Consider the following 19,678-nt stretch of genomic DNA (forward strand, 5'->3'; position numbering starts at 1 on the left):
TTAAACTGAGGATCAGAAAGCTTGTTTGAATCGATGTATTTCATCCGCAGATTATGCACGAATGCTAAGAAATCTTGGGTACGAATATTAACCAAAAGAAGATCATTTTTTGATTTATGAAAGAGGTTTAATATTTTAGACTCTGCACTTAACACATTCCATATAAAAAATTACCACAATGAGCCTGTTATAAAAAATAATAGCAATGGATTTTTTATCGATTATTTATATTGCTTAGCTAATCTCTAATGAGTGTTCCGTCAATTTGATTAAGTCATACACATAAAGGATCAGCATTTTTATTTTTATAGGGCTGATCTTTTTATATTCTTTCCTGATTATTTTTTAAATCTTAGTAAGAAAAAATTCTCATGCCAAATCTACCCAATAACGACCAAGATGAGTTATATCAAATATATCCTCTTTTCCTGACGTGAAATTGGATTATACATATTCCTCTAAAATAAAAATAAATCAGCAAACAGTTCTAAACTTTTTTGGATTCAATTTAGTTTAATGGGCTAAATTTTTGAAAATATGCTTAAGATTTTCTAACATTTTTTCAATTTGTAAGGGTGTTAAACCATCAAAAGATTTCTCCAGAACGATGTGACTAAGATCATTAATCTTTTGGATCATTTGCTGCCCTTTATCGGTTAATAAAACTCGGGTAATTCGACCATCATCTTCACAACAATAAGTATCCACCAACCCTTCATCTTTTAAACGGTAAACGATTTTGGTGGTTGTCGACATTTTAGAAATCACCATTTCTGATAGATCAGATACGCTCGCTTTATTTTTAGATTTTAAAGCCAGTAAAATACGACGACGAGAATTATCTAAACCATATTTTTTTAATGCATGATCAACATTCTGTATATATTGAGCATGCACTTGAGTGATCCAGTAATATGGAGAATTTTCTAAATTAAAATCTGCGGTAGCAGATAAAAATTTGTTGTACTTTTTTGTCATGACTCAACCCCTTTAATCTATTGGTGTCATTAAAATTATTTTCAATAAATAAATTTTATTTAGTAACAGCTATATCTATTGCATAACTTATATTGTTTATTTTGAGATTAAATCTCTTTTAAAGTTAACTTCCTTTCTCTTCACTCACTTCTCCGAGTATGTTTTGCAAAAAGAATGAGAGCATCAACGTCTAGATAAAGTCCTCTTTTTTGTGTTTACCGTTGGTTTGTAAACAAATTAAATCACTTTAATGGTTAAATGATCTATCACAAAAAATACCAATTTATTAGCTAGAATAAACAAATATATGACACAATTAACATTAATTTGTTTTATAAAAATCATTTATCTATATGCATATTGACTTATACGGATAAGTTTGAATGGTTTTTGAGGCTTTAAAGCTTAAAATAAGATATTGTTTAATATAGTTTTTTTATTTACAAAGACCCCATACTTTTAATATATAAAATCATACTCATTAAAAAAATAGATGAAAAATCAACTATTTTTATCTAGTAACAAGATGCATTTTGTATAATTAATTTTAACAGTCAGCAATTTTTAGCTATTTTTTATTCAAAAAATCTAAAATAGAAATTTATTTATTCTGAAGAGGTTTGACCTTCTTATTGGAGTTTAAAACACTGCTTCGCATACAGGCTAGAATTAAATAAATCATTCCAAGTTTTATTTCAGTTTTTTTAGTTTACTAAATTTTTATTTAAATTTTGTGAATTGCAAGATCGCTAAAGAAACTGAATCTGGATATTCCCAAACAATAGCGCTAATAATGTCATGAATATCTCCCAATATTGAACCAAATCTAACCTACTTTTTCATTTGAGTTTTTTAATAATTGATCACTTTCTTAAAATCATAAAAAAGGAAGCACTTAGCTTCCCTTCTCAACCATATAACCATCAGATGCCGTATTTGACACGGTAAGCTTCCATTTTCGCTAAAGCGTCTTTGTCACCTTTAGCATCCAAGAAGTCCATCAAATCTTTCATGGTAATGAGTGCATGAACTGGAATTTCGAGTTCTTTTTGCACTTCTTGAATTGCAGACAAGTTACCTTGACCTTTTTCTTGACGGTCTAAAGCAACCAACACACCTGCAATTTGCGCACCGGCATTTTTAAGAACAGTGACCACTTCACGAATCGCAGTACCCGCTGTGATTACATCATCAATGATCCAGACTTTTTTACCTTCCACAGAAGCCCCAACAAGCACGCCACCTTCACCATGATCTTTAGCTTCTTTACGGTTAAAGCCCCAAGGTACACTCACACCATGATTTTGTGACAATGCCACAGCAGTCGCAGCAACAAATGGAATGCCTTTATACGCAGGTCCAAAAATCACTTCAACATTATCGCAAGTTGTTAATTTATCCGCATAGCCTGAAGCCAATAACGTTAAAGCTTCACCATCATTGAGCAAACCCGCATTAAAAAAATAAGGACTCACACGACCCGATTTTAAAGTAAACTCACCAAATTTAAGCACACCACGTGATAATGCTAGTTCGATAAAAGCTTGAGGGTTAAATTGAGCTGGCGAGGTCATGAGGTGCTCCAAAATTCATAAATAGAGGTAAGACTTGCGCATGATACCAAAGAGTAGCTATCCAAGTGATCAAAAAATTCTAAGAGTCGTTTCAATTAACGTAAATGGCTTACGTTCATCAGTGACCAAGGGTTTACTTGAATGGATGGAACAGTCAGATGCCGATGTCATCTGCATGCAGGAAAGCCGGATCACGCATGCGCAGTGGACTGAAAAATTTAGACCTGAAGGTTGGTATACCCACCTGTTCCCTGCTGAACGTGCAGGCTATGCCGGTACTGCCATTTATAGCCGCCTGCCTTTTGTTTCTGTAAAAGATGGCTTAGGTTTTGAATTAGCTGATTCTCAAGGGCGCTTTATTTCTGCTGAATTTGACTTGGGTTTAGAAAAACCTGTTCATATCTGTTCACTTTATTTACCTTCAGGTTCATCCGGTGATGAAGCGCAAGCCCGTAAAGACCACTTTTTAGATCAGTATCAAGACATTTTAAAACAATGGCGTGATGAAGATAAATCGGTCATCGTCTGCGGTGACTACAACATTGTGCATAAACGCATTGATATTAAAAACTGGTCGGGCAATCAAAAATCTTCCGGCTGTTTACCGCATGAACGTGCTTGGCTCGATCATATCTATGATGATCTGGGTTATGTCGATACTTTCCGTGAAGTGCGTAAGGAAGCGGAACTTTATTCTTGGTGGTCAAACCGCGGACAAGCCCGTGCCAAAAACGTCGGTTGGCGAATTGATTACCAAGCCTGTTCTCCAGACTGGAAAGACCGTACCATCAATGCCTGGGTCTATAAAGAAACCTGGTTCAGCGACCATGCCCCAGTGGTTATTGATTATAAAATCTAATCAATATGACTTATTTGAGTGAACGCTTGTTCACTCAACACCATCCAAAAACCTACAGCACTTGACGCGTTTGTGTATTTTTATAGACACGTTTTAAGTGCATTATAGCTTCACGGCAAAGGGATAGGTCAGGATGACACGAAAGGACAGGACGCCGTAGGATGAAACAGAATAAACGACTTCAGTCGCTTATTTTGCAAGGATGTGACAATGGACGTTGAAATGAGACCCGCATGATCAGGATGATTAAATGCGGGTTTTCTCTTTTTCTGGATCTATTAAATCCATATTTTTAATCATAAAGTTATTCTAATCTATAGCACTATATTGGCAAATCTAAATGTCAATTTCATGACATCTCATTGGTTTTTTAGTTTTAATACTTTTCATTCCCCTCTAGAGCTTCTAGATAATTTTCGCTAGGCTATCCAGCAATCGAAAATGGAATGATCATCTTATGCTTAAAATTTATGGCATCAAAAATTGTAGTTCAATGAAAAAAGCATTCGACCTGCTCAATGAACTGGGTTTGGCGTATGAATTTCATGATTACAAGAAACAAGGCGTTGATGCTGAAACTGTAAAGAAATGGCTAGATGAAGTCGGACAAGATCTCATCCTGAATAAAAAAGGCACCACTTGGCGAAAACTGAGCGAAGAAGAACAACAAACTGCGCTTGAAAATGAAACAAACTTAATCACCGCCTTAACAACGCATAGTAGCTTGATTAAACGTCCGGTACTCGCAACTGAGCAAGGTTATGTCGTGGGTTATGATGAAGCTGCTTACCGAGCTTTAAAGTAAAACTGAAACATTCAAGCTCCCATATGAAAAAGCCTAGCTGAATATCAACTAGGCTTTTTTCTTAGTTTTTATTTTGGCTTGAAATTAGTTTGCACGAATCCAAGTTTGGTTACGACCTAAAGCCGCTACACCAATAAAACCACGTAACTCTAATTTTTTACCACCTTCAACCACTTGACCTTTTAATCGGTAAGTTTTGCCCGAAGATGGATCCAGAATAGTACCGTCTTCGTAGCTTGTACCACCACTATTCTTAAGACCATGAACAATCTTTAGACCTTTTAAAGATTTATTATTATATGGGCCTTCACATTTTGTACATGCGTTTTCTTCACCTGGTGTTAAAACCTTTTGAATACTCGCAGATAATGTGCCATTTTTTTGCTCAGTAAATTTTACGATCGCTTTCGGTTGTTTTGTTTTGTCATCAATCGTTTTCCAAACAGAACCATTTAGTGGATCAGCAGCATTAGCCAAAGCTGTTAATCCGAGCAATCCTAATGCAAGTGCAATTTTTTTCATTTTTTTTCGTTTCCCTAGTCTGGTATAGACGGCTTAGTATTAAAAAGTCACAACATTTTTGCAATTTTTCAGTGTGACCATTTAGTGTAATCTTGTAACTTGAATTGGTAAATATCCGGTCATCCCCTAAAAGATATAACAAGATGGAAAGAACATGAAGATAAGTCCGTTATGGAAACAATTAATTACAGAAAGCATCTTAAAAACCACCATCCGTAAACCTAGCCAATTTAACTTGCCTCCCAACTCGATACGCTTTGTATTGGAGCAAATGTGTCGTGCTTTTCCAAGCAGCAAGGAAGTTCAAATCAGGCCGCTACGCTTAGCAGGTTTACGCGCTGAAGAAATCAAACCTCAAAGTGAATCATCGCAACTTATTTTGCACATTCATGGCGGTGCATTCTTTTTGGGCTCACTCAACACCCATCGTGCCTTTTTAACCCATGTCGCTGCACGTACACAAATGCAGGTGCTTCATGTCGACTATCCCTTAGCTCCAGAATCTGTTTATCCTGAAGCCAGCGATGCAATTTTTGATATCTATACCACCTTGTTAGGTCAAGGGATTCAAGCCAAAGACATTATTTTATCGGGCGACTCTTGTGGTGCCAATTTGGCTTTGGGCTTGGCTCTTAAAATCCGTGACGAAGGCCTTCCGCAAGTCAGTGGCCTGATACTGCTATCACCCTTTCTAGATTTGACCCTGACCAGTGAATCTCTGCGCTATAATTGTAAACACGATGCCTTGCTCTCCATTGAAACTTTAGAAGCAGGCATTGACTATTACGTACCCAAATTCATGGATACCGCAGACCCTGCCATTTCACCGTTATTTGCAGACTTAACCGGATTGCCCCCAATCTTGGTTCAAGCCGGCTCTAAAGAAATTTTATTGGATGATGCGCAGCGCTTTAAAGAAAAAGCGCAACAAGCAGGTGTGGATCTGACCTATAAACTTTACACAGGTATGTGGCATAACTTTCAGATGTTTCATCCTTGGTTTGATGAAGGGAAACAAGCCTTGGCCGACCTGGCCGAATTTGCGCATCAACTGGATCGGGATTAGATTTTGGTATTAAAAAGTGATGGGCATAAAAAAGGTCAGCCGAAGCTGACCCAAAAGCAAAAGGAATGCTTTATATTTTCAATAATTACAGAGCTTGTACCTGAGTTAAAGCGCTAGAAATTGCTTTGTCTTTCAACTCTGGGCCCATATTCACGCCTTCAGCACGAATAATTTCGACATCATTCACACCAGTGAAGTTAAATACAGTTTTCAAAAAGCCTTCCTGGAAATCGACTGGGCTATTTTCACCATAAATCCCACCACGGCTACTTGCGATATAAACTTTTTTCTCACCCGCCAAACCGACAGGACCGTTTTCAGTATATTTAAATGTTTTACCGGCTACGCTAATACGGTCAATCCACGCTTTCAAAGTTGAAGTCAAACCGAAGTTGTACATCGCTGCACCAACCACCACGATATCCGCATCAAGATATTGCTGAATAACTTTTTCACCTAACGCAGTTTGTTCAGCATCTTGCCCCATTAAAATGGCCCCTGTTAAATGAGGAATAGGCTGTGCAGCTAAATCTAGATAATCTACGGCTAAATCTGCGTGTTTAGTCTGTAATTGATCAACAATTGCTTTGCTTAATTGGCGTGAAACTGAAGCATCGCCTAAAATACTTGAATCGATATGTAAAACTTTCATGCTCAAAACCTTAATGTTTATTTATTCAATGAACTCATTTTAATCGATCAACAAAAATAGAATAATATCCTTATGCACAACACACTGTTTTATATTTAGAACAATAAACATTCGGATAAAATGCATTTTTATACCTAAAAGTACAAAATATAGGCATTACTATTCACAAAAAAACGTGCTATGTTGTGAATTATTAAAAATAAATCAGATCAACTCATCATTAATACATAATTTGAAGATCTAAAGGTCATATCTATCGAATGAAGCCAACCTTTTCACCCAATCTCACCTCGTCATTCAAAGAAAAAATTGCGAAATATCTGATAGAAGATGAAGTCGTAATGAACTGGAGTGTCCTGAATAAATGCATCCTGATGCTTATTTTAGGAAGTTTGGTGCATGTGATCTGGATTGTCTGGAAAGTTTTTGTCCTTCTTTCACCCGAGGTATGGCCCTGGGTAAATTTACCTTTGCTCAAGCTTCAACTTGGATTCAACATCCTCTCTCTAACGGTCTTTATTGGGCTGATTTACCCGTGTTCCGTCTGGCGAAAAAAACCTGCGGTACAGCAGTGGTTGCCTTATTTATGCGTGGCCATTTTTGTTATTTCATTATGTCGGGATGGCTATGTCGTCGGGGTTCTCAGTCCCGCCACCATGATCTCTTACATCAGTTTGGTAACTGTAGGCCTGGTGCTGTTTAACCGTAAAATTGTTTATTATGCGTTGATTCCGGCCACACTATATTTGATCTTATGTGGCTATTTAAGCTTGCAAGGTCACATTCCCTACGCACCCATCTTTTACTTAAACAGCCTGCCCTACCAAAATATGTTTTGGGTTCTCACGATGATGTATTTCATTGCCCCCATTTTGATTACCTGTCTCATTTTATTTGAAATTTTACTCAGCCAATGGCGCCATCGAGAAAAATTAATCCAACATTTAAGTCAGATTGACCCACTCACCAATGCGCTTAACCGTCGTAGTATTAGCTATTGCCTGGAAAAATTAGAGCGTAAACCGACCACATCTTATGCATTGGTATTAATTGATTTAGATCATTTTAAACGGATTAATGACCAATATGGCCATGATAAAGGCGATGAAACCCTGATTAAAGTCAGTGAAGTGCTTTCCCAAATTATTCGTGATAGCGATGTAGTAGGTCGCTTTGGTGGAGAGGAATTTATTCTTATTCTAAATAACTCCTCTTTAGAACAGGCACAAATTATTGCTGAGCGTTGTCGTCAAGCCATTCAACAACTGAATTTAATCAGTGATTCAGGTGAGAGGATTCAGGTCACAGCCAGTTTTGGGATTGCATTATCGAATACCCAGCTTAGACCGCAACAATTGTTAAGCCAAGCAGATAAAGCACTCTATGAAGCAAAAGCCTGTGGCCGTAATCAGGTCAAATGCTATCAAGAAGAATTCTTGAGTGAAGCCAAGCTGTGTTAAAGCGGTTTCTGTTGATACGACTCTAAATAATTCACCCAAGCATCTTCTTGCAATGCACCATCAATCCAGGCTTGCATTGCAGGATGTTGCAGCATGGTTTGCATATACTGCCGTGTAGATTCACTTACAGGCAAAGCATAAGTCATTAAGCGCGTCACCACCGGTGCGTAAAATGCATCGGCAATCGAAAATGCACCACATAAAAAACCGTTCACACCTGGACGTTCCGACCAAATCTGCTCTATACGTGCCACATCCTGGCGAAGCTCTGCATTGTCCTGCCACAAACGTTTACCCACATCGGCTAAATTGGCTCGGATATTCATGCCACAGGCATTGCGTAAACTCGGAAATCCGCTGTGCATTTCTGCAGAGATACAGCGCGCACGTGCACGTTGCCTAACATCTTCCGGCCATAAAGCCTGATCTGGATGTTGTTCTGCCAAATATTCACAAATGGCCAAGGAATCCCAGAGCATCAGCCCTTCATCTACCAACACCGGCACTTTACCATTCGGATTAATCGCCAGAACATCCTGTTTAAATGTGCCTGTATTTCGCTCTGAAGAAAAGGGAATGATGATTTCTTCGAAGGGTAAATTAAACGCTTTCAGCACCAACCACGGGCGCATTGACCAACTGGAATAATTTTTATTGGCAATATACAGCTGATACATAAAATTATTGTCCTGTATGCTTTTGAAACAGATCGAGCTGTTTCAGTAATTCGGCTTCGTTAAATGCACCGGTTAAACGTAAACCACGAATTTCTTGTTGTTTTGAATTTAAGAATAAATACGTGGGTGGACCTAAAATATCCCATTGATTCAGCAATGCCTGATGCGTTGCATCATAGTCACTCAAATCCAGTTTAATCAGAAAATACGGTGCCAAGGCTTGCTGCACTTGTGCTGATTTTAAGATACGATGTTCAATCGGCTGGCATGCCACGCACCAATCGGCATAGACATCAATAATAATGCCTTGCTCAGAGGATGCACTGGTTAATAACTGCTGAAATTCATCGGCTGTTTTAGCCACATGCCATGTTGCCTGAGTACTGCTTTGTTTAACAAAGAAGCGTTGACTGTGTTGATATTGCGTATAGGCCAGATACGGAACCACCACGAGTAGTGCCAAAATATACAGCCACTTGAATGGGGCGGTTTGTCGCATGATTCGAGGGCTTAAATAAGCAATAAAAATGATGCCTAAGCCCAAACTTAACCATTGTAGCCAAGCTTCAGAAATTAACGGACGAATAAAATACAGTGCCAGGGCCAACATGATAAAGGCAAAGAACACCTTAATCTGGTGCATCCATAGCCCCGCTTTAGGCAGAACCTTGGAACCTAACACACTGGCCAGAAGCAAGGGAGTACCCATGCCAAAACCCAGTGTGAACAGTAAGATTGCTCCCTGCCACTGACTTTGGGTCTGGGAAATAAATAACAGTGCCCCTGCTAAAGGTGCGGTCATACACGGTCCAACCAACAGGGCCGAAATCATGCCCATGATGCCTGCACCAATTAAGCTGCCACCTTTCTGTATCGACTGGGCCTGATCTAGGCGATTGACCCAGCCTTGCGGTAATTTAATTTCAAACAGGCCAAATAAATTCAGGGCGAACAAGACAAAGAGTGCGCTAAAAGCAATCAGTGTGGAAGGCTGTTGTAACCAGCGCTGGAAGTTCAGTCCTGCTGATGATGCGATTAAACCTAAAATGGCATAGACCATGGCCATGCTACAGACAAAGACCAAAGCAATCATCCAGGCTTTTAAGCCCTTGCTATCTCGTACAATTAACGAGGTCAAAATCGGTAACATCGGCAAGGAACACGGCGTGAAAGCCAATAAAACCCCTAAGCCGAAAAATAGCAACAAGCTGTAAAATAAAGAATTTTCAGCCAGTTTTTCCGACCACATTTGGTCTTGAGCAGTATCTAACGCAACTGGAGGTTCAGCAGTTTCTGAAGCCTTTTGCTCAGCTGAAAAAGGTGTCTTAGTGCTTGTTATACTATTCGATGACTGGGAAAGATCGAGCAAACGTTTGCTGGATTTAGCCTGATTTTGCAGAAGCACCAAGCCATCGACATCGGTCTGAAACTCGACTGTTTGTGGTGGATAACAAATACGATCTTGGGCACAGCCCTGCCACGTCACCCGATAGGTTTTTGATGCTTCGGTCGGAATATTGAATTGGACATTGTGAAAATAAACTTGGGTTTGCCCATAGTTTTCATCATACAAATCGGTGGCTTTAGGCAATTTTAAAGCAAGTTTCTGAGACCCTTGCTGGACTTCAAATTTGTGTTGATATAAATAATAACGATCCGGGATTTTCCAATTCAGTTGTGCTTTATGCTCACGATTGGATTCAACTGAAAAAGAAAAAGCATCTTCTGCAGAGAGCAATTGATCTTGTGCTTGTAAAGTCATTGAAAACAATAAAATGACGCTACAAATAAATCCGCTCACAGCGAAATAAAACAAGAACCCACTATTTTGAAGATGCTTTTTCATATGCATTTATTTTTTAATTAAAAGAGGAATGAAACACCCAAACCTGACTGGTAGCTTTTATCTTGGCCATTCAAGTCAACACCCACACTGGCATCCATTTGCACACGGTCATTTAGTGCATAGATAACACCTGAACCTAGTGCATATTCATGATCTTCACTTTCTGCTTTACGATAAACCAATTCAGAAAAGCCTGACCATTTATCCGCAATTTTATATTCAATGCTTGGGACGGCAGTCACTGCCCAATTACTGTTTTGGGCTTCATAACGCATGGTGATTGAAGTGGTAATGAGATCAGTCGCTGCATACGCTACGGCAGAGCTTAAGCTGTAAATATCATCTTCATTACTGAAACCGTCATTACCTGTGGCAAGAATCGCTTCTGCCAAAATGGCCATAGAAAGCTTGTCATCCTCCAGATTAATGGCCTTTTTCACACCAATGCTGACATCGCCCAAACCATCTTCTTCAACCGACTGACCGGCTGTTTTCGTTTTTGACCAGGCTGGACCTTGCCAACCCAATTGCAACTCCAGGTCTTTGGCCAAACCGGTACGCAACAACATGTCAGCATTTAAGGTGGTGTTTTTAACTTTTATGCCGTTTTCATTTTTACTTTCTGAGTAGCTTAGACTCGGTAAACCTTGTTCCCAGGACAATTGACCGACTGGGGTAATACCGGTACCGAAACCTGTCCCTGGACGGTCGAAGGAAAATTCAGCAGCCAGAGTATTCATACTGAAACCTGCCGCAACAATCAAAGCCACTATTTTCACTGCTGACATTTTTTTCTCGCTAATTATGTTAATTCTTTGCTCATTTTAGCGCCGTGACTACGGAGCAATTCCAAGGTTTGTTTTTCTTCCGCCAAAGCTTCTGACCAGTTAATTTCATCAAAATCACAATCAAAGAATAAATCGCTAATTGAAGATAAAATGGTGAGTCCTTCTTCATCTCTGCTATTCGGATCTACTTTTTCATCGAGTAAGCGTTTCACTGCAGGCGCACAGGCAGCGCTGGCAGCATCCCATAATGGACCATACAGTTCTTCAGCATCCCATAAATGTACATTGGCTTTGGCTTGAATAAGCGCTTCTAAAATTTCAATATGTAGCGCCAAATTTTGCTGTTTTTCTTGTTCAGATAAGGGTGAACCTGCTTCATAAGCTTCACAAATCTGTTCCCACCATTTAAACAAACCGTCTGACCAGACAGAAATAACAGGACCTTTTTCCGGATCAATAAAATTAGGGTCGAGACCTTCTGCCAAAAGGCGTTGCACTTGAGCAAGATTGAGTTCTTCTATTGCCTGTACAAAGACTTGTTGTTGCACTGTTAACATGGAGAAAGCTCTCTTCAATCAGTTTTAAACTATTATGCCCAATAAAAGCTGATTTGTTTTGGCTAAATGTATAACGAACATATTTATTATTGATTTTTCTTTTATAACATCTGCACATAAAAAAAGCTCCGAAGAGCTTTTTTTCCTATCTAATCAAGCACGTTTCTGCCTAATCTTCTAAATCCTGTGCACCCTCGGTATCTCTGGTTTCAGCAAATGCCGGTACTGCAGCACGAGGGTCATCTAGTTTCTCAAATAAATGTTCCAGACTGCGTTTTAAGCGGTCGATGGCTCCATGTATGGCAGTATCGATATTATGACCATGATGATTGACTACTACAGGTTTCAATCCTGCTGGACGCGCTTCAATCATGCAATGAATATCATCTGCGCCACCTTTGGCTGCATTTTCGTCGCTAAAATGAACTGAAAAATGAGTAATACGTTCGCTATAACGTTGGAATTCTGCATTCAGTTCTGCACGAACATAAGTAATTAAACGTTCACTATTTTGAATGTTTTTATCTGTACGGATTTCAATGTTCATATAATTTCATCCTCTTTTATTCACATCTTTTGTGCAAAACTTCTTATCTTGGCACGCTTAAACTTGCTGTAAAAAACAGCGCGAAACATCTTCAAATTAGTTTGGAACGAATTCCTCCACATTGAACGATGAACACTTGTGAGTCTGCAGAATCGTGTCCTTATGCTTCGAATATAAGGGTCTAAGCGAAGCATATGCAAGTAGTATTTTGATATTTTTTTAATATACATATAGCAATTATGTGATTCGACTTTATTTGCCAAGTTATTTGATAAATCTAATATTATTTTTTGTTGATCAAAAGTAACGGCTAAAATCATTTTAGCTTTTTTTATCAGCCTGTATTTTTTAAGTATCAAAAGCTGTAGTGTAATTTTAACCTCAAAAATATTTGGGCGAGTTACATTATTTTTGAACCATTGATCAATTTTGGCTTTATTTTTACTTAAGAATCTGTATGCTTTGCTTGCTTCTCGGGGGAGATCTTTTTTAATGAAACTTACACAATTTTTTGCTACATGCGCATTGGCTTCAACTGCTGCGTTCACCCAGGCTTCGCCAGTGGTATGGCAAGACTTCAGCTTGACTGGTCTTTATGGTGATCACTATAAAGTGGGTACTGAAGACCGTACTACTGTGACTGGAGAATATGCAGCTAAACTTAAATACTCTGATGTATTTTTCTTTGTTGACCAACAAGTGGATGGCAATGATGAACAATCTACATATTTAGAGTTAGCACCACGCTTAAGCTTAGGTGAAGTATTTGGTAAAGACCTTTCTGTAGGTCCAGTAAAAGATGTTCTTATTGCAACAACTTGGGAACACAATGCAGGCTATGATCAAAACCAAGAATTTAACAATTTCTTGTATGGTGTTGGTTTCTCTTTAGATATTCCATATACACAATACGCAAATGTGAACTTCTATAAAGCGGATAACGACAAAACCAAAGATGATTATCAAATGACAATCACTTATGCCGTTCCGTTTAAATTAGGTTCTGAAGACTTCCTGGTCGATGCCTTCCTTGACTGGTCAACAGCTGAATCTGACCACGCCAGCGAATTGAACTGGACTAGCCAGTATAAATGGAATGTAGGTAAACACATTTCACCTAAAACTAAATTATATGTGGGTATCGAACACTCAGTTTGGAACAACAAATTTGGTATTCAAGGCGTTGATCAAAATGACGTAAGCGCATTGGTTAAATACCACTTCTAATACGTTTGGTTCATCTCAAAAAAGCAAGGCTTCTGTCTTGCTTTTTTATTGCCCAATGATGGAATTATTTCTAAAATGAAACCTCTTTTTATTCATTCGGCATATGCAATGGACTTTCAAATACGTCCCGCTCAAATACACGATCTAGAACAAATACTGGATATTTATAATGCTGAAGTTCTAAATGGAACTGCGACCTGGAATGACAGAGAAAAGTCTTTAGATGATTTTCATCATTGGTTTAACACTCTCATCACTCAACAGTTTCCGTTATTCGTCGCTGAAGATGTAGAATCTAAAAAAATTGCAGGCTACGCTGATTACTCTTCATTTCGCCAAATTCATGGCTTTAAACATACCGTTGAACATTCTGTGTTTATCCATCCTGACTTTACAAAACAAGGCTTAGGCAAAGCTTTAATGCTTAAATTGATTGAACATGCAAAAAAGAATCATATTCATGTCATGGTTGCTGCAATTGATCATGAAAATAAAGCATCCATTGTACTGCATGAAAAATTAGGCTTTAAGCAAAGCGGTTATATGCCAGAAGTAGGACAAAAATTTGGGCAATGGCGTGATTTAGTGTTGATGCAGCTGATATTGGATTAAGGGTTAAGTTATTCAATCCTCCGAAATAATGCTTTAAATTTGTTTATTTACTGCTAAACAAATGATATGTATGTGCTTTAATAATAAAAATAATTTGAATAAACCTAGTTTGGGGAATTTAATGGCAAAATTTTTAAATACCAGTGCGACCAATTTTTTCTTGGAAGAACTCATCAAAAATGCAAAAGAGCGACTTATTTTAATCAGCCCTTACCTGCGTTTAAACGACCGTATTAAAGAACTATTAGAAGACAAAAACCGTTTAAAAATTGATATTCGGATTGTTTATGGAAAAAGTGATTTACATCCGGATGAAATCAAATGGATGCAAAAACTCGATTATGTACGCCTAAGCTTTTGCAAAAACCTACATGCAAAATGCTATATGAATGAATCAGAATGTATTATTTCGAGTTTAAATCTCTATGAATTTAGCCAAGTAAATAACAATGAAATGGGCATTTGATTCGTAAATATGAAGATGATGAAGTATTTAAAGATGCTTATGAAGAATCTCAGCGCATTATTCGCATTAGTGATGAACTTCGAATTTCACTAGATGAAGTGAAAACAGAGCAAGTTGAAGAAAAAAACGATGAGGACGCTGATAACTTAAGTAAATTAACTTCATCAAAATTAGCAGCAAAACATAAATTAAAAACTGCTGATTTATTAAATAAGTTTGTCGAAAAAGGTTTTCTAACACTCAATGAAAATGGCAAACATCTTCTCACAGAAGAAGGCAAAGCCATAGGCGGAGAATTTAGAACCAGCCAATACGGTGGTTATTTTCTGTGGTCAGAAAGTTTAGAAATCTAATAAAAAAGCCCGCTGAAGGCGGGCTTTCAATTAGCCAATAGTGAGTGAAAAATTACACCACCAAATCAGCCAAATTACCTTTTTGTTCGAGCCACTCTTTACGATCACTGGCACGTTTCTTGGCAAGCAGCTTATCCAGTAAACCTGCAGTAAAGTGTGTGTCATCTAAATCAAGCTGCACCAGACGGCGCGTATCAGGATCTAAAGTCGTTTCACGAAGTTGACTGGCATTCATTTCACCCAATCCTTTGAATCGGGTAATTTGTGGAGACTTGGTTTTGGCTTTCTTTAAAGTCGCCTCTAATTCAGCTTCATCCAGTGCGTAATGGACGTCTTTACCATCATCAATTCGGAACAAGGGTGGCATGGCCACATACAAATGCCCTTCTTCCACCAAGGTTGGAAAATGTTTTACAAACAATGCGCACAATAAGGTCGCAATATGTAAACCATCTGAATCGGCATCGGCCAGAATACAGATTTTGCCATAACGCAATTCTGAAAGATCGTCGCTACCTGGATCTACCCCAATAGCAATCGCAATATTATGTACTTCCTGAGAAGCCAAAACCTCATCGGATGCCACTTCCCAAGTATTTAAAATTTTCCCGCGAATCGGCATGATCGCTTGGAAATTCTTATCTCGTGCCTGTTTCGCAGAACCACCTGCAGAATCCCCTTCCACAATAAACAGTTCAGATTCATCCAGGGTATGACCGACACAATCCGATAATTTACCCGGCAAAGTTGGCCCAGCCACAATCTTTTTACGTTCAACTTTTTTGGCTGCTTTTAAACGACGCCCCGCTTTCGAGATCGCCATTTCCGCCAATTGCATACCGATATCAGAGTTCTGATTCAGCCACAATGCAAAGGCATCTTTGGCAATATTCAGCACAATGGCAGAGGCTTCACGACTTGAAAGACGTTCCTTGGTTTGCCCTGAAAATTGCGGTTCCTGAAATTTTAAAGACAGAATGTAGTTCACGCCATCCCAGACATCTTCCGCAGACAGCTTTAAATTACGCGGCAATAAATTACGCAGTTCACAAAACTCACGCATGGCATCAGTGACACCTGAACGAAGACCGTTCACATGCGTACCGCCTTGCGCAGTGGGAATCAGGTTGACATAACTTTCCTGAACCTGTTCGCCGCCTTCCGCATTCCAGCAAATCGCAAATTCAGCACTGGCGCGTTCTGCTTCTCCAGTCGCGACAAAAGCAGGACATGGAATAATGTCACGGTCTTGCAATTCATCCATCAAATAGTCGACCAGACCATTTTCAAATTGCCATTCAATTTTTTCGTTATTGATTTGGTCGACATACACAATTTGTAAGCCTGCCGCTAAAACGGCTTTGGCTTTTAAATTATGCTTTAACGCTTTTAAGGCAAATTTGGGTGAATCGAAATATTTTACATCGGGCCAGAAATGAACCGTGGTTCCTGAGGCACGCTTGGGTGCCTTACCTTCCAACACTTCAAGTTGTGAAACCGGTTCACCATGCTCAAAAGCCATCTTGTAGATATTGCCTTGACGCTGAACTTCAACTTCCACCCGGTTGGACAGCGCATTGACAACAGAAATACCCACACCATGCAAACCACCTGAAAACTGGTAGTTATCGGTACTGAATTTACCGCCAGCATGCAATTTGGTCAGAATGATTTCAATCCCGCTTTGACCATATTCAGGGTGAATATCGACGGGCATACCGCGACCATTGTCTTCTACCGACAAAGACCCATCTTTATAGACCGTCACGGTGATTTTATTGGCATGTCCTGCAAGTGCCTCATCCACTGCATTATCAATTACTTCTTGTGCCAAATGGTTTGGACGAGTGGTATCGGTATACATCCCCGGACGACGACGAACCGGATCTAAACCAGATAAAACTTCAAGTGATTGAGCCGTATATTGAGACACGTTGTACTGTTTCCTTATTTTATACAATCCGATAAAAACTGTAATGCCATCGGTATTTTGTCTGCGAAATTATCCATCGCATGCTTGCCATCCACTTCAGTGATGATCATGGACTGATGTGAAGCATGGCTATAATAAAGCTGTGCTTCACGATAATCCAAAACTTCATCACCTTGTTGCAGTAACACTAAAATTTTGTCTGCATCGTGTACAAATGGCAGCGCCATCTGCTGCAGTTGATCAAGTTGTGTATGATCCAAAGTCCATTTGGCATTCACCACATAGGGAATGTGCTCGCTGCCAAATAAATCATGAAACAATTGCCATGGTCGCATAGCAGGATTAATTAAAACAGCCGGAACGCCATGTTTTGCGACCAGTTGTGTCGCATAAAAGCCTCCCAGACTACTGCCGATGAGAACCACTTGATCTAAACTTGCAATCATATCCGAAACATAAGCCAAAACCTGTTTGGGTGGCATATTTAAATCAGGCAGATAAACCTGAAAATCGGTCTGCTGACAAAATGCTTTAATCTGTTGCCCTTTTATCGATAAGGCACTGCTTTGAAATCCATGTAAATAAATAATGTTCATCGCTTTTTATTTCATATTAATTTAAATGAATCTGATTTATTCTAAAATAAAATGAGAACGCCATTACCGCTTCGTTTTAATTTGCATTTTACAGGAATTGTCAGACAAAAAAATTACAACTAAAACTGAATCATCGTTATTGTAAAAGCTGTTCGAGATGAACCCTATAAGATTAAAAGCTAAGAATTTATACCGTGATCTCAAGAAAAAATAAAGTGCCTGGGGGACCTGGTCAGAAAAAGGATAGGATAAAATGCCAAGTTTAACACCATTGCATGAAACCTATTGTAGATGGGATCGTACTCCACCTAGCCAAGCCGATGTATTGGAAGGTCTGGCTCAATTGGTCACGACCCGTTTAGGGGATGCGTTACAAGACCTCATCCAGGTCATTCAACGCGAAATCATGATCAGCCTGTTTGGCATGAGTGAACAACGCTCGATAAAATTACAGCGAATTCCGTATATTGAAAAAATGTACCAGTTCTCCTACGATACTTTGCTTAATTCCGGTCTTTATGTACTGGCACCTAGCCTACGTCAAATTATTGAAAAATATCCAAAATTGCATGACAAACCACTCACACCCCTACTGCACTTTTTGGTCGGTGTTCTAAACGGTTTGCTCGGGGATTATTTATTAAAATATCAAAACCCGCTTGCCTTACCGATGGTGTTATACGATCACTATGGTGAACTGCAAAAAGGTGATCTATCCGGTCGGGTAGTGATCTTTGTCCATGGTTTATGCATGTCCCATTTAAAATGGTCCAAACATCGATATGGCGGCATTGGTGAGAAGCTTTTAGCACAGCGTGACCATAACACCATGCTTTACCTCAACTACAACACCGGACGTCGTATCTCTGCCAATGGCCGTAGTCTTTCCCATACTTTAGAAGATCTGGTTCGTCGCAACCCGTTAATTACCAGCATTGATTTAATTGGACATAGTATGGGGGGCTTAGTGTTACGCAGCGCCTTATTTTATGGCAAACAGAACATGTACCCATGGGTACATCTGACAGAAAATCTGGTCTGTTTAGGCTCACCGCATCATGGTGCCGTTTTGGAACGTTTTGGTTTTATCCTGCAGGATAAACTGGGACACTTCCCCTTTGTGAAAATCATTCGGCATATCGTCAATATTCGCAGTAACGGCATTCTGGATTTACGTTATGGCAGCGTACGTGATGATGACTGGGAACATAATCATGCCCGAATTGGCGGTATGGATGACAATCGTAAACCCGCACCCTTGCCCTCCCACATCAACGCCTTTTTTATTGCCGGCTCAATTGCGTATGAAAATAGAAAAAATCGCCCTTTAAATGTACTGGGTGATTATCTGGTCAGTATTAAAAGTGCTTTAGGCGAACATCCAAATCCACGCTTTCAATTGAAGGTGCCTGAATCCCATAAAGCGATTTTCTATGGCTTAAATCATTTTGAACTTCACTATCACCCCAGTGTGGCTGAACAAATTGCGAAATGGCTTTATCCACCAGAAGATGAGCAAGTGAAAGAACAGGTGCATGAATACAGGCTGCAATTGGAAGACTTATCAGGTATTGCCCTGACTTAAATTGATAATAAAAAAGCCAACTTAAAGTTGGTTTTTTTATGAAAATATTTATTTCTTTTTCGCAGCTTTATGCGTTACAAAGGGATAACTACGCAATAATTGCCATAAACTGATTAAAGCCAATACCGCAAAGAAAGCCAATGACCACACTGGAAGGGATTGCCCCAAGAAAGTCCAATCCACTTTGGCACATTCACCCGAACCTGTCAGCACTTGTTCAAACACCGACTTTAAGGGCAACGTTTCTACCCAATAATCTAAGCCTGGGCCACAACTTGGAACCTGATCGGGTGGCAAATTTTGCAGCCAAACATGACGCGCGGCCACGCCTGCTGACCAAAGAATACTGATTAAACCCAACAAGGCATAAATACGTTTAACCGCATTTGAACTCGGGTTATGCAAAAAAGCGACCAGAGAAACAATCCCCAACCCAATCAGGCCGATGCGTTGAAACACACACAGCGGACAAGGTTCAAGCCCTTGTACATGTTCCAGATATAACGCAAATGCCATTCCAATGACGCTGGCTAAAAACAAAAAACCACTCACGAAGCGATAACTCCATTGCATGG

General features: G+C 39.3%; 19 protein-coding genes and 1 pseudogene. 8 read left to right on the top strand and 12 right to left on the bottom strand.

Annotated features, from left to right (window positions below):
• Positions 1 to 513: 513 nt before the first annotated feature.
• Positions 514 to 978 (bottom strand): MarR family winged helix-turn-helix transcriptional regulator, encoded by a 465-nt coding sequence (locus HLH16_RS13140; RefSeq protein WP_171529659.1) that lies wholly within the window; start codon positions 976 to 978, stop codon positions 514 to 516.
• Positions 979 to 1,901: 923 nt separating this feature from the next.
• On the bottom strand, positions 1,902 to 2,552 hold the full coding sequence (pyrE, locus tag HLH16_RS13145; RefSeq protein WP_171529660.1) for an orotate phosphoribosyltransferase: 651 nt from the start codon (positions 2,550 to 2,552) through the stop codon (positions 1,902 to 1,904).
• A gap of 40 nt (positions 2,553 to 2,592) precedes the next feature.
• Here pyrE and HLH16_RS13150 point away from each other — a divergent pair, with 40 nt between their 5' ends.
• Entirely contained in the window at positions 2,593 to 3,411 is an 819-nt protein-coding gene (locus HLH16_RS13150; protein WP_171529661.1) for an exodeoxyribonuclease III, read from the top strand.
• Positions 3,412 to 3,868: 457 nt separating this feature from the next.
• Positions 3,869 to 4,216, top strand: a complete 348-nt coding sequence (locus HLH16_RS13155; RefSeq protein ID WP_171529662.1) for a Spx/MgsR family RNA polymerase-binding regulatory protein — start codon at positions 3,869 to 3,871, stop codon at positions 4,214 to 4,216.
• 84 nt (positions 4,217 to 4,300) lie between these two features.
• On the opposite strand, the gene HLH16_RS13160 is transcribed toward HLH16_RS13155, so the two are convergent.
• Positions 4,301 to 4,738, bottom strand: a complete 438-nt coding sequence (locus HLH16_RS13160) for a DUF2147 domain-containing protein (protein WP_067725428.1) — start codon at positions 4,736 to 4,738, stop codon at positions 4,301 to 4,303.
• Between the two features lie 154 nt (positions 4,739 to 4,892).
• Here HLH16_RS13160 and HLH16_RS13165 point away from each other — a divergent pair, with 154 nt between their 5' ends.
• Entirely contained in the window at positions 4,893 to 5,804 is a 912-nt protein-coding gene (locus HLH16_RS13165) for an alpha/beta hydrolase (protein ID WP_171529663.1), read from the top strand.
• Between the two features lie 85 nt (positions 5,805 to 5,889).
• Here the strand turns inward: HLH16_RS13165 and HLH16_RS13170 are convergent, their stop codons facing one another.
• On the bottom strand, positions 5,890 to 6,456 hold the full coding sequence (locus HLH16_RS13170; RefSeq protein ID WP_171529664.1) for an FMN-dependent NADH-azoreductase: 567 nt from the start codon (positions 6,454 to 6,456) through the stop codon (positions 5,890 to 5,892).
• 260 nt (positions 6,457 to 6,716) lie between these two features.
• On the opposite strand from HLH16_RS13170, the gene HLH16_RS13175 reads away from it, so the two are divergent.
• The gene (locus HLH16_RS13175) at positions 6,717 to 7,916 is read left to right on the top strand and encodes a GGDEF domain-containing protein (protein ID WP_171529665.1); all 1,200 of its coding nucleotides are present in this window, start codon (positions 6,717 to 6,719) and stop codon (positions 7,914 to 7,916) included.
• On the opposite strand, the gene HLH16_RS13180 is transcribed toward HLH16_RS13175, so the two are convergent.
• The 5 genes from HLH16_RS13180 to HLH16_RS13200 form a co-directional block, all read right to left on the bottom strand.
• Positions 7,913 to 8,593: a glutathione S-transferase family protein gene (locus HLH16_RS13180; RefSeq protein WP_171529666.1), complete on the bottom strand. Its 681-nt coding sequence runs from the start codon at positions 8,591 to 8,593 to the stop codon at positions 7,913 to 7,915. The two genes, HLH16_RS13175 and HLH16_RS13180, sit on opposite strands and share 4 nt — an antisense overlap.
• A 4-nt stretch (positions 8,594 to 8,597) precedes the next feature.
• Positions 8,598 to 10,439, bottom strand: coding sequence for a protein-disulfide reductase DsbD (gene dsbD, locus HLH16_RS13185; protein WP_502707649.1), 1,842 nt, complete (start codon positions 10,437 to 10,439; stop codon positions 8,598 to 8,600).
• 17 nt (positions 10,440 to 10,456) lie between these two features.
• A complete protein-coding gene (locus HLH16_RS13190; protein WP_171529668.1) occupies positions 10,457 to 11,227 on the bottom strand; it encodes a transporter in 771 nt (256 codons plus the stop codon).
• 14 nt (positions 11,228 to 11,241) lie between these two features.
• Complete coding sequence (locus tag HLH16_RS13195) at positions 11,242 to 11,784, bottom strand: ankyrin repeat domain-containing protein (RefSeq protein ID WP_171529669.1); 543 nt, start codon at positions 11,782 to 11,784, stop codon at positions 11,242 to 11,244.
• A 169-nt stretch (positions 11,785 to 11,953) separates the two neighbouring features.
• Positions 11,954 to 12,331, bottom strand: coding sequence for an HPF/RaiA family ribosome-associated protein (locus HLH16_RS13200; RefSeq protein WP_171529670.1), 378 nt, complete (start codon positions 12,329 to 12,331; stop codon positions 11,954 to 11,956).
• 492 nt (positions 12,332 to 12,823) lie between these two features.
• On the opposite strand from HLH16_RS13200, the gene HLH16_RS13205 reads away from it, so the two are divergent.
• From HLH16_RS13205 to HLH16_RS13215, 3 genes and pseudogenes are all read left to right on the top strand, one after another.
• The gene (locus tag HLH16_RS13205) at positions 12,824 to 13,558 is read left to right on the top strand and encodes an outer membrane protein OmpK (RefSeq protein ID WP_171529671.1); all 735 of its coding nucleotides are present in this window, start codon (positions 12,824 to 12,826) and stop codon (positions 13,556 to 13,558) included.
• Between the two features lie 108 nt (positions 13,559 to 13,666).
• The gene (locus HLH16_RS13210; RefSeq protein ID WP_171529672.1) at positions 13,667 to 14,170 is read left to right on the top strand and encodes a GNAT family N-acetyltransferase; all 504 of its coding nucleotides are present in this window, start codon (positions 13,667 to 13,669) and stop codon (positions 14,168 to 14,170) included.
• Between the two features lie 121 nt (positions 14,171 to 14,291).
• A pseudogene (locus HLH16_RS13215) lies at positions 14,292 to 14,989 on the top strand (phospholipase D family protein).
• 52 nt (positions 14,990 to 15,041) lie between these two features.
• Here HLH16_RS13215 and parE read toward each other — a convergent pair.
• A complete protein-coding gene (parE, locus tag HLH16_RS13220) occupies positions 15,042 to 16,922 on the bottom strand; it encodes a DNA topoisomerase IV subunit B (protein ID WP_171529673.1) in 1,881 nt (626 codons plus the stop codon).
• A gap of 14 nt (positions 16,923 to 16,936) precedes the next feature.
• Entirely contained in the window at positions 16,937 to 17,518 is a 582-nt protein-coding gene (locus HLH16_RS13225; RefSeq protein ID WP_171529674.1) for a YqiA/YcfP family alpha/beta fold hydrolase, read from the bottom strand.
• A 253-nt stretch (positions 17,519 to 17,771) separates the two neighbouring features.
• On the opposite strand from HLH16_RS13225, the gene HLH16_RS13230 reads away from it, so the two are divergent.
• Positions 17,772 to 19,103: a PGAP1-like alpha/beta domain-containing protein gene (locus tag HLH16_RS13230; protein ID WP_171529675.1), complete on the top strand. Its 1,332-nt coding sequence runs from the start codon at positions 17,772 to 17,774 to the stop codon at positions 19,101 to 19,103.
• A gap of 48 nt (positions 19,104 to 19,151) precedes the next feature.
• On the opposite strand, the gene HLH16_RS13235 is transcribed toward HLH16_RS13230, so the two are convergent.
• Positions 19,152 to 19,676 (bottom strand): disulfide bond formation protein B, encoded by a 525-nt coding sequence (locus HLH16_RS13235; protein ID WP_171529676.1) that lies wholly within the window; start codon positions 19,674 to 19,676, stop codon positions 19,152 to 19,154.
• Between the last annotated feature and the right edge of the window lie 2 nt (positions 19,677 to 19,678).

It is taken from the genome of Acinetobacter sp. ANC 5378, assembly GCF_013004315.1.
In the GTDB taxonomy this organism is placed as follows: domain Bacteria; phylum Pseudomonadota; class Gammaproteobacteria; order Pseudomonadales; family Moraxellaceae; genus Acinetobacter.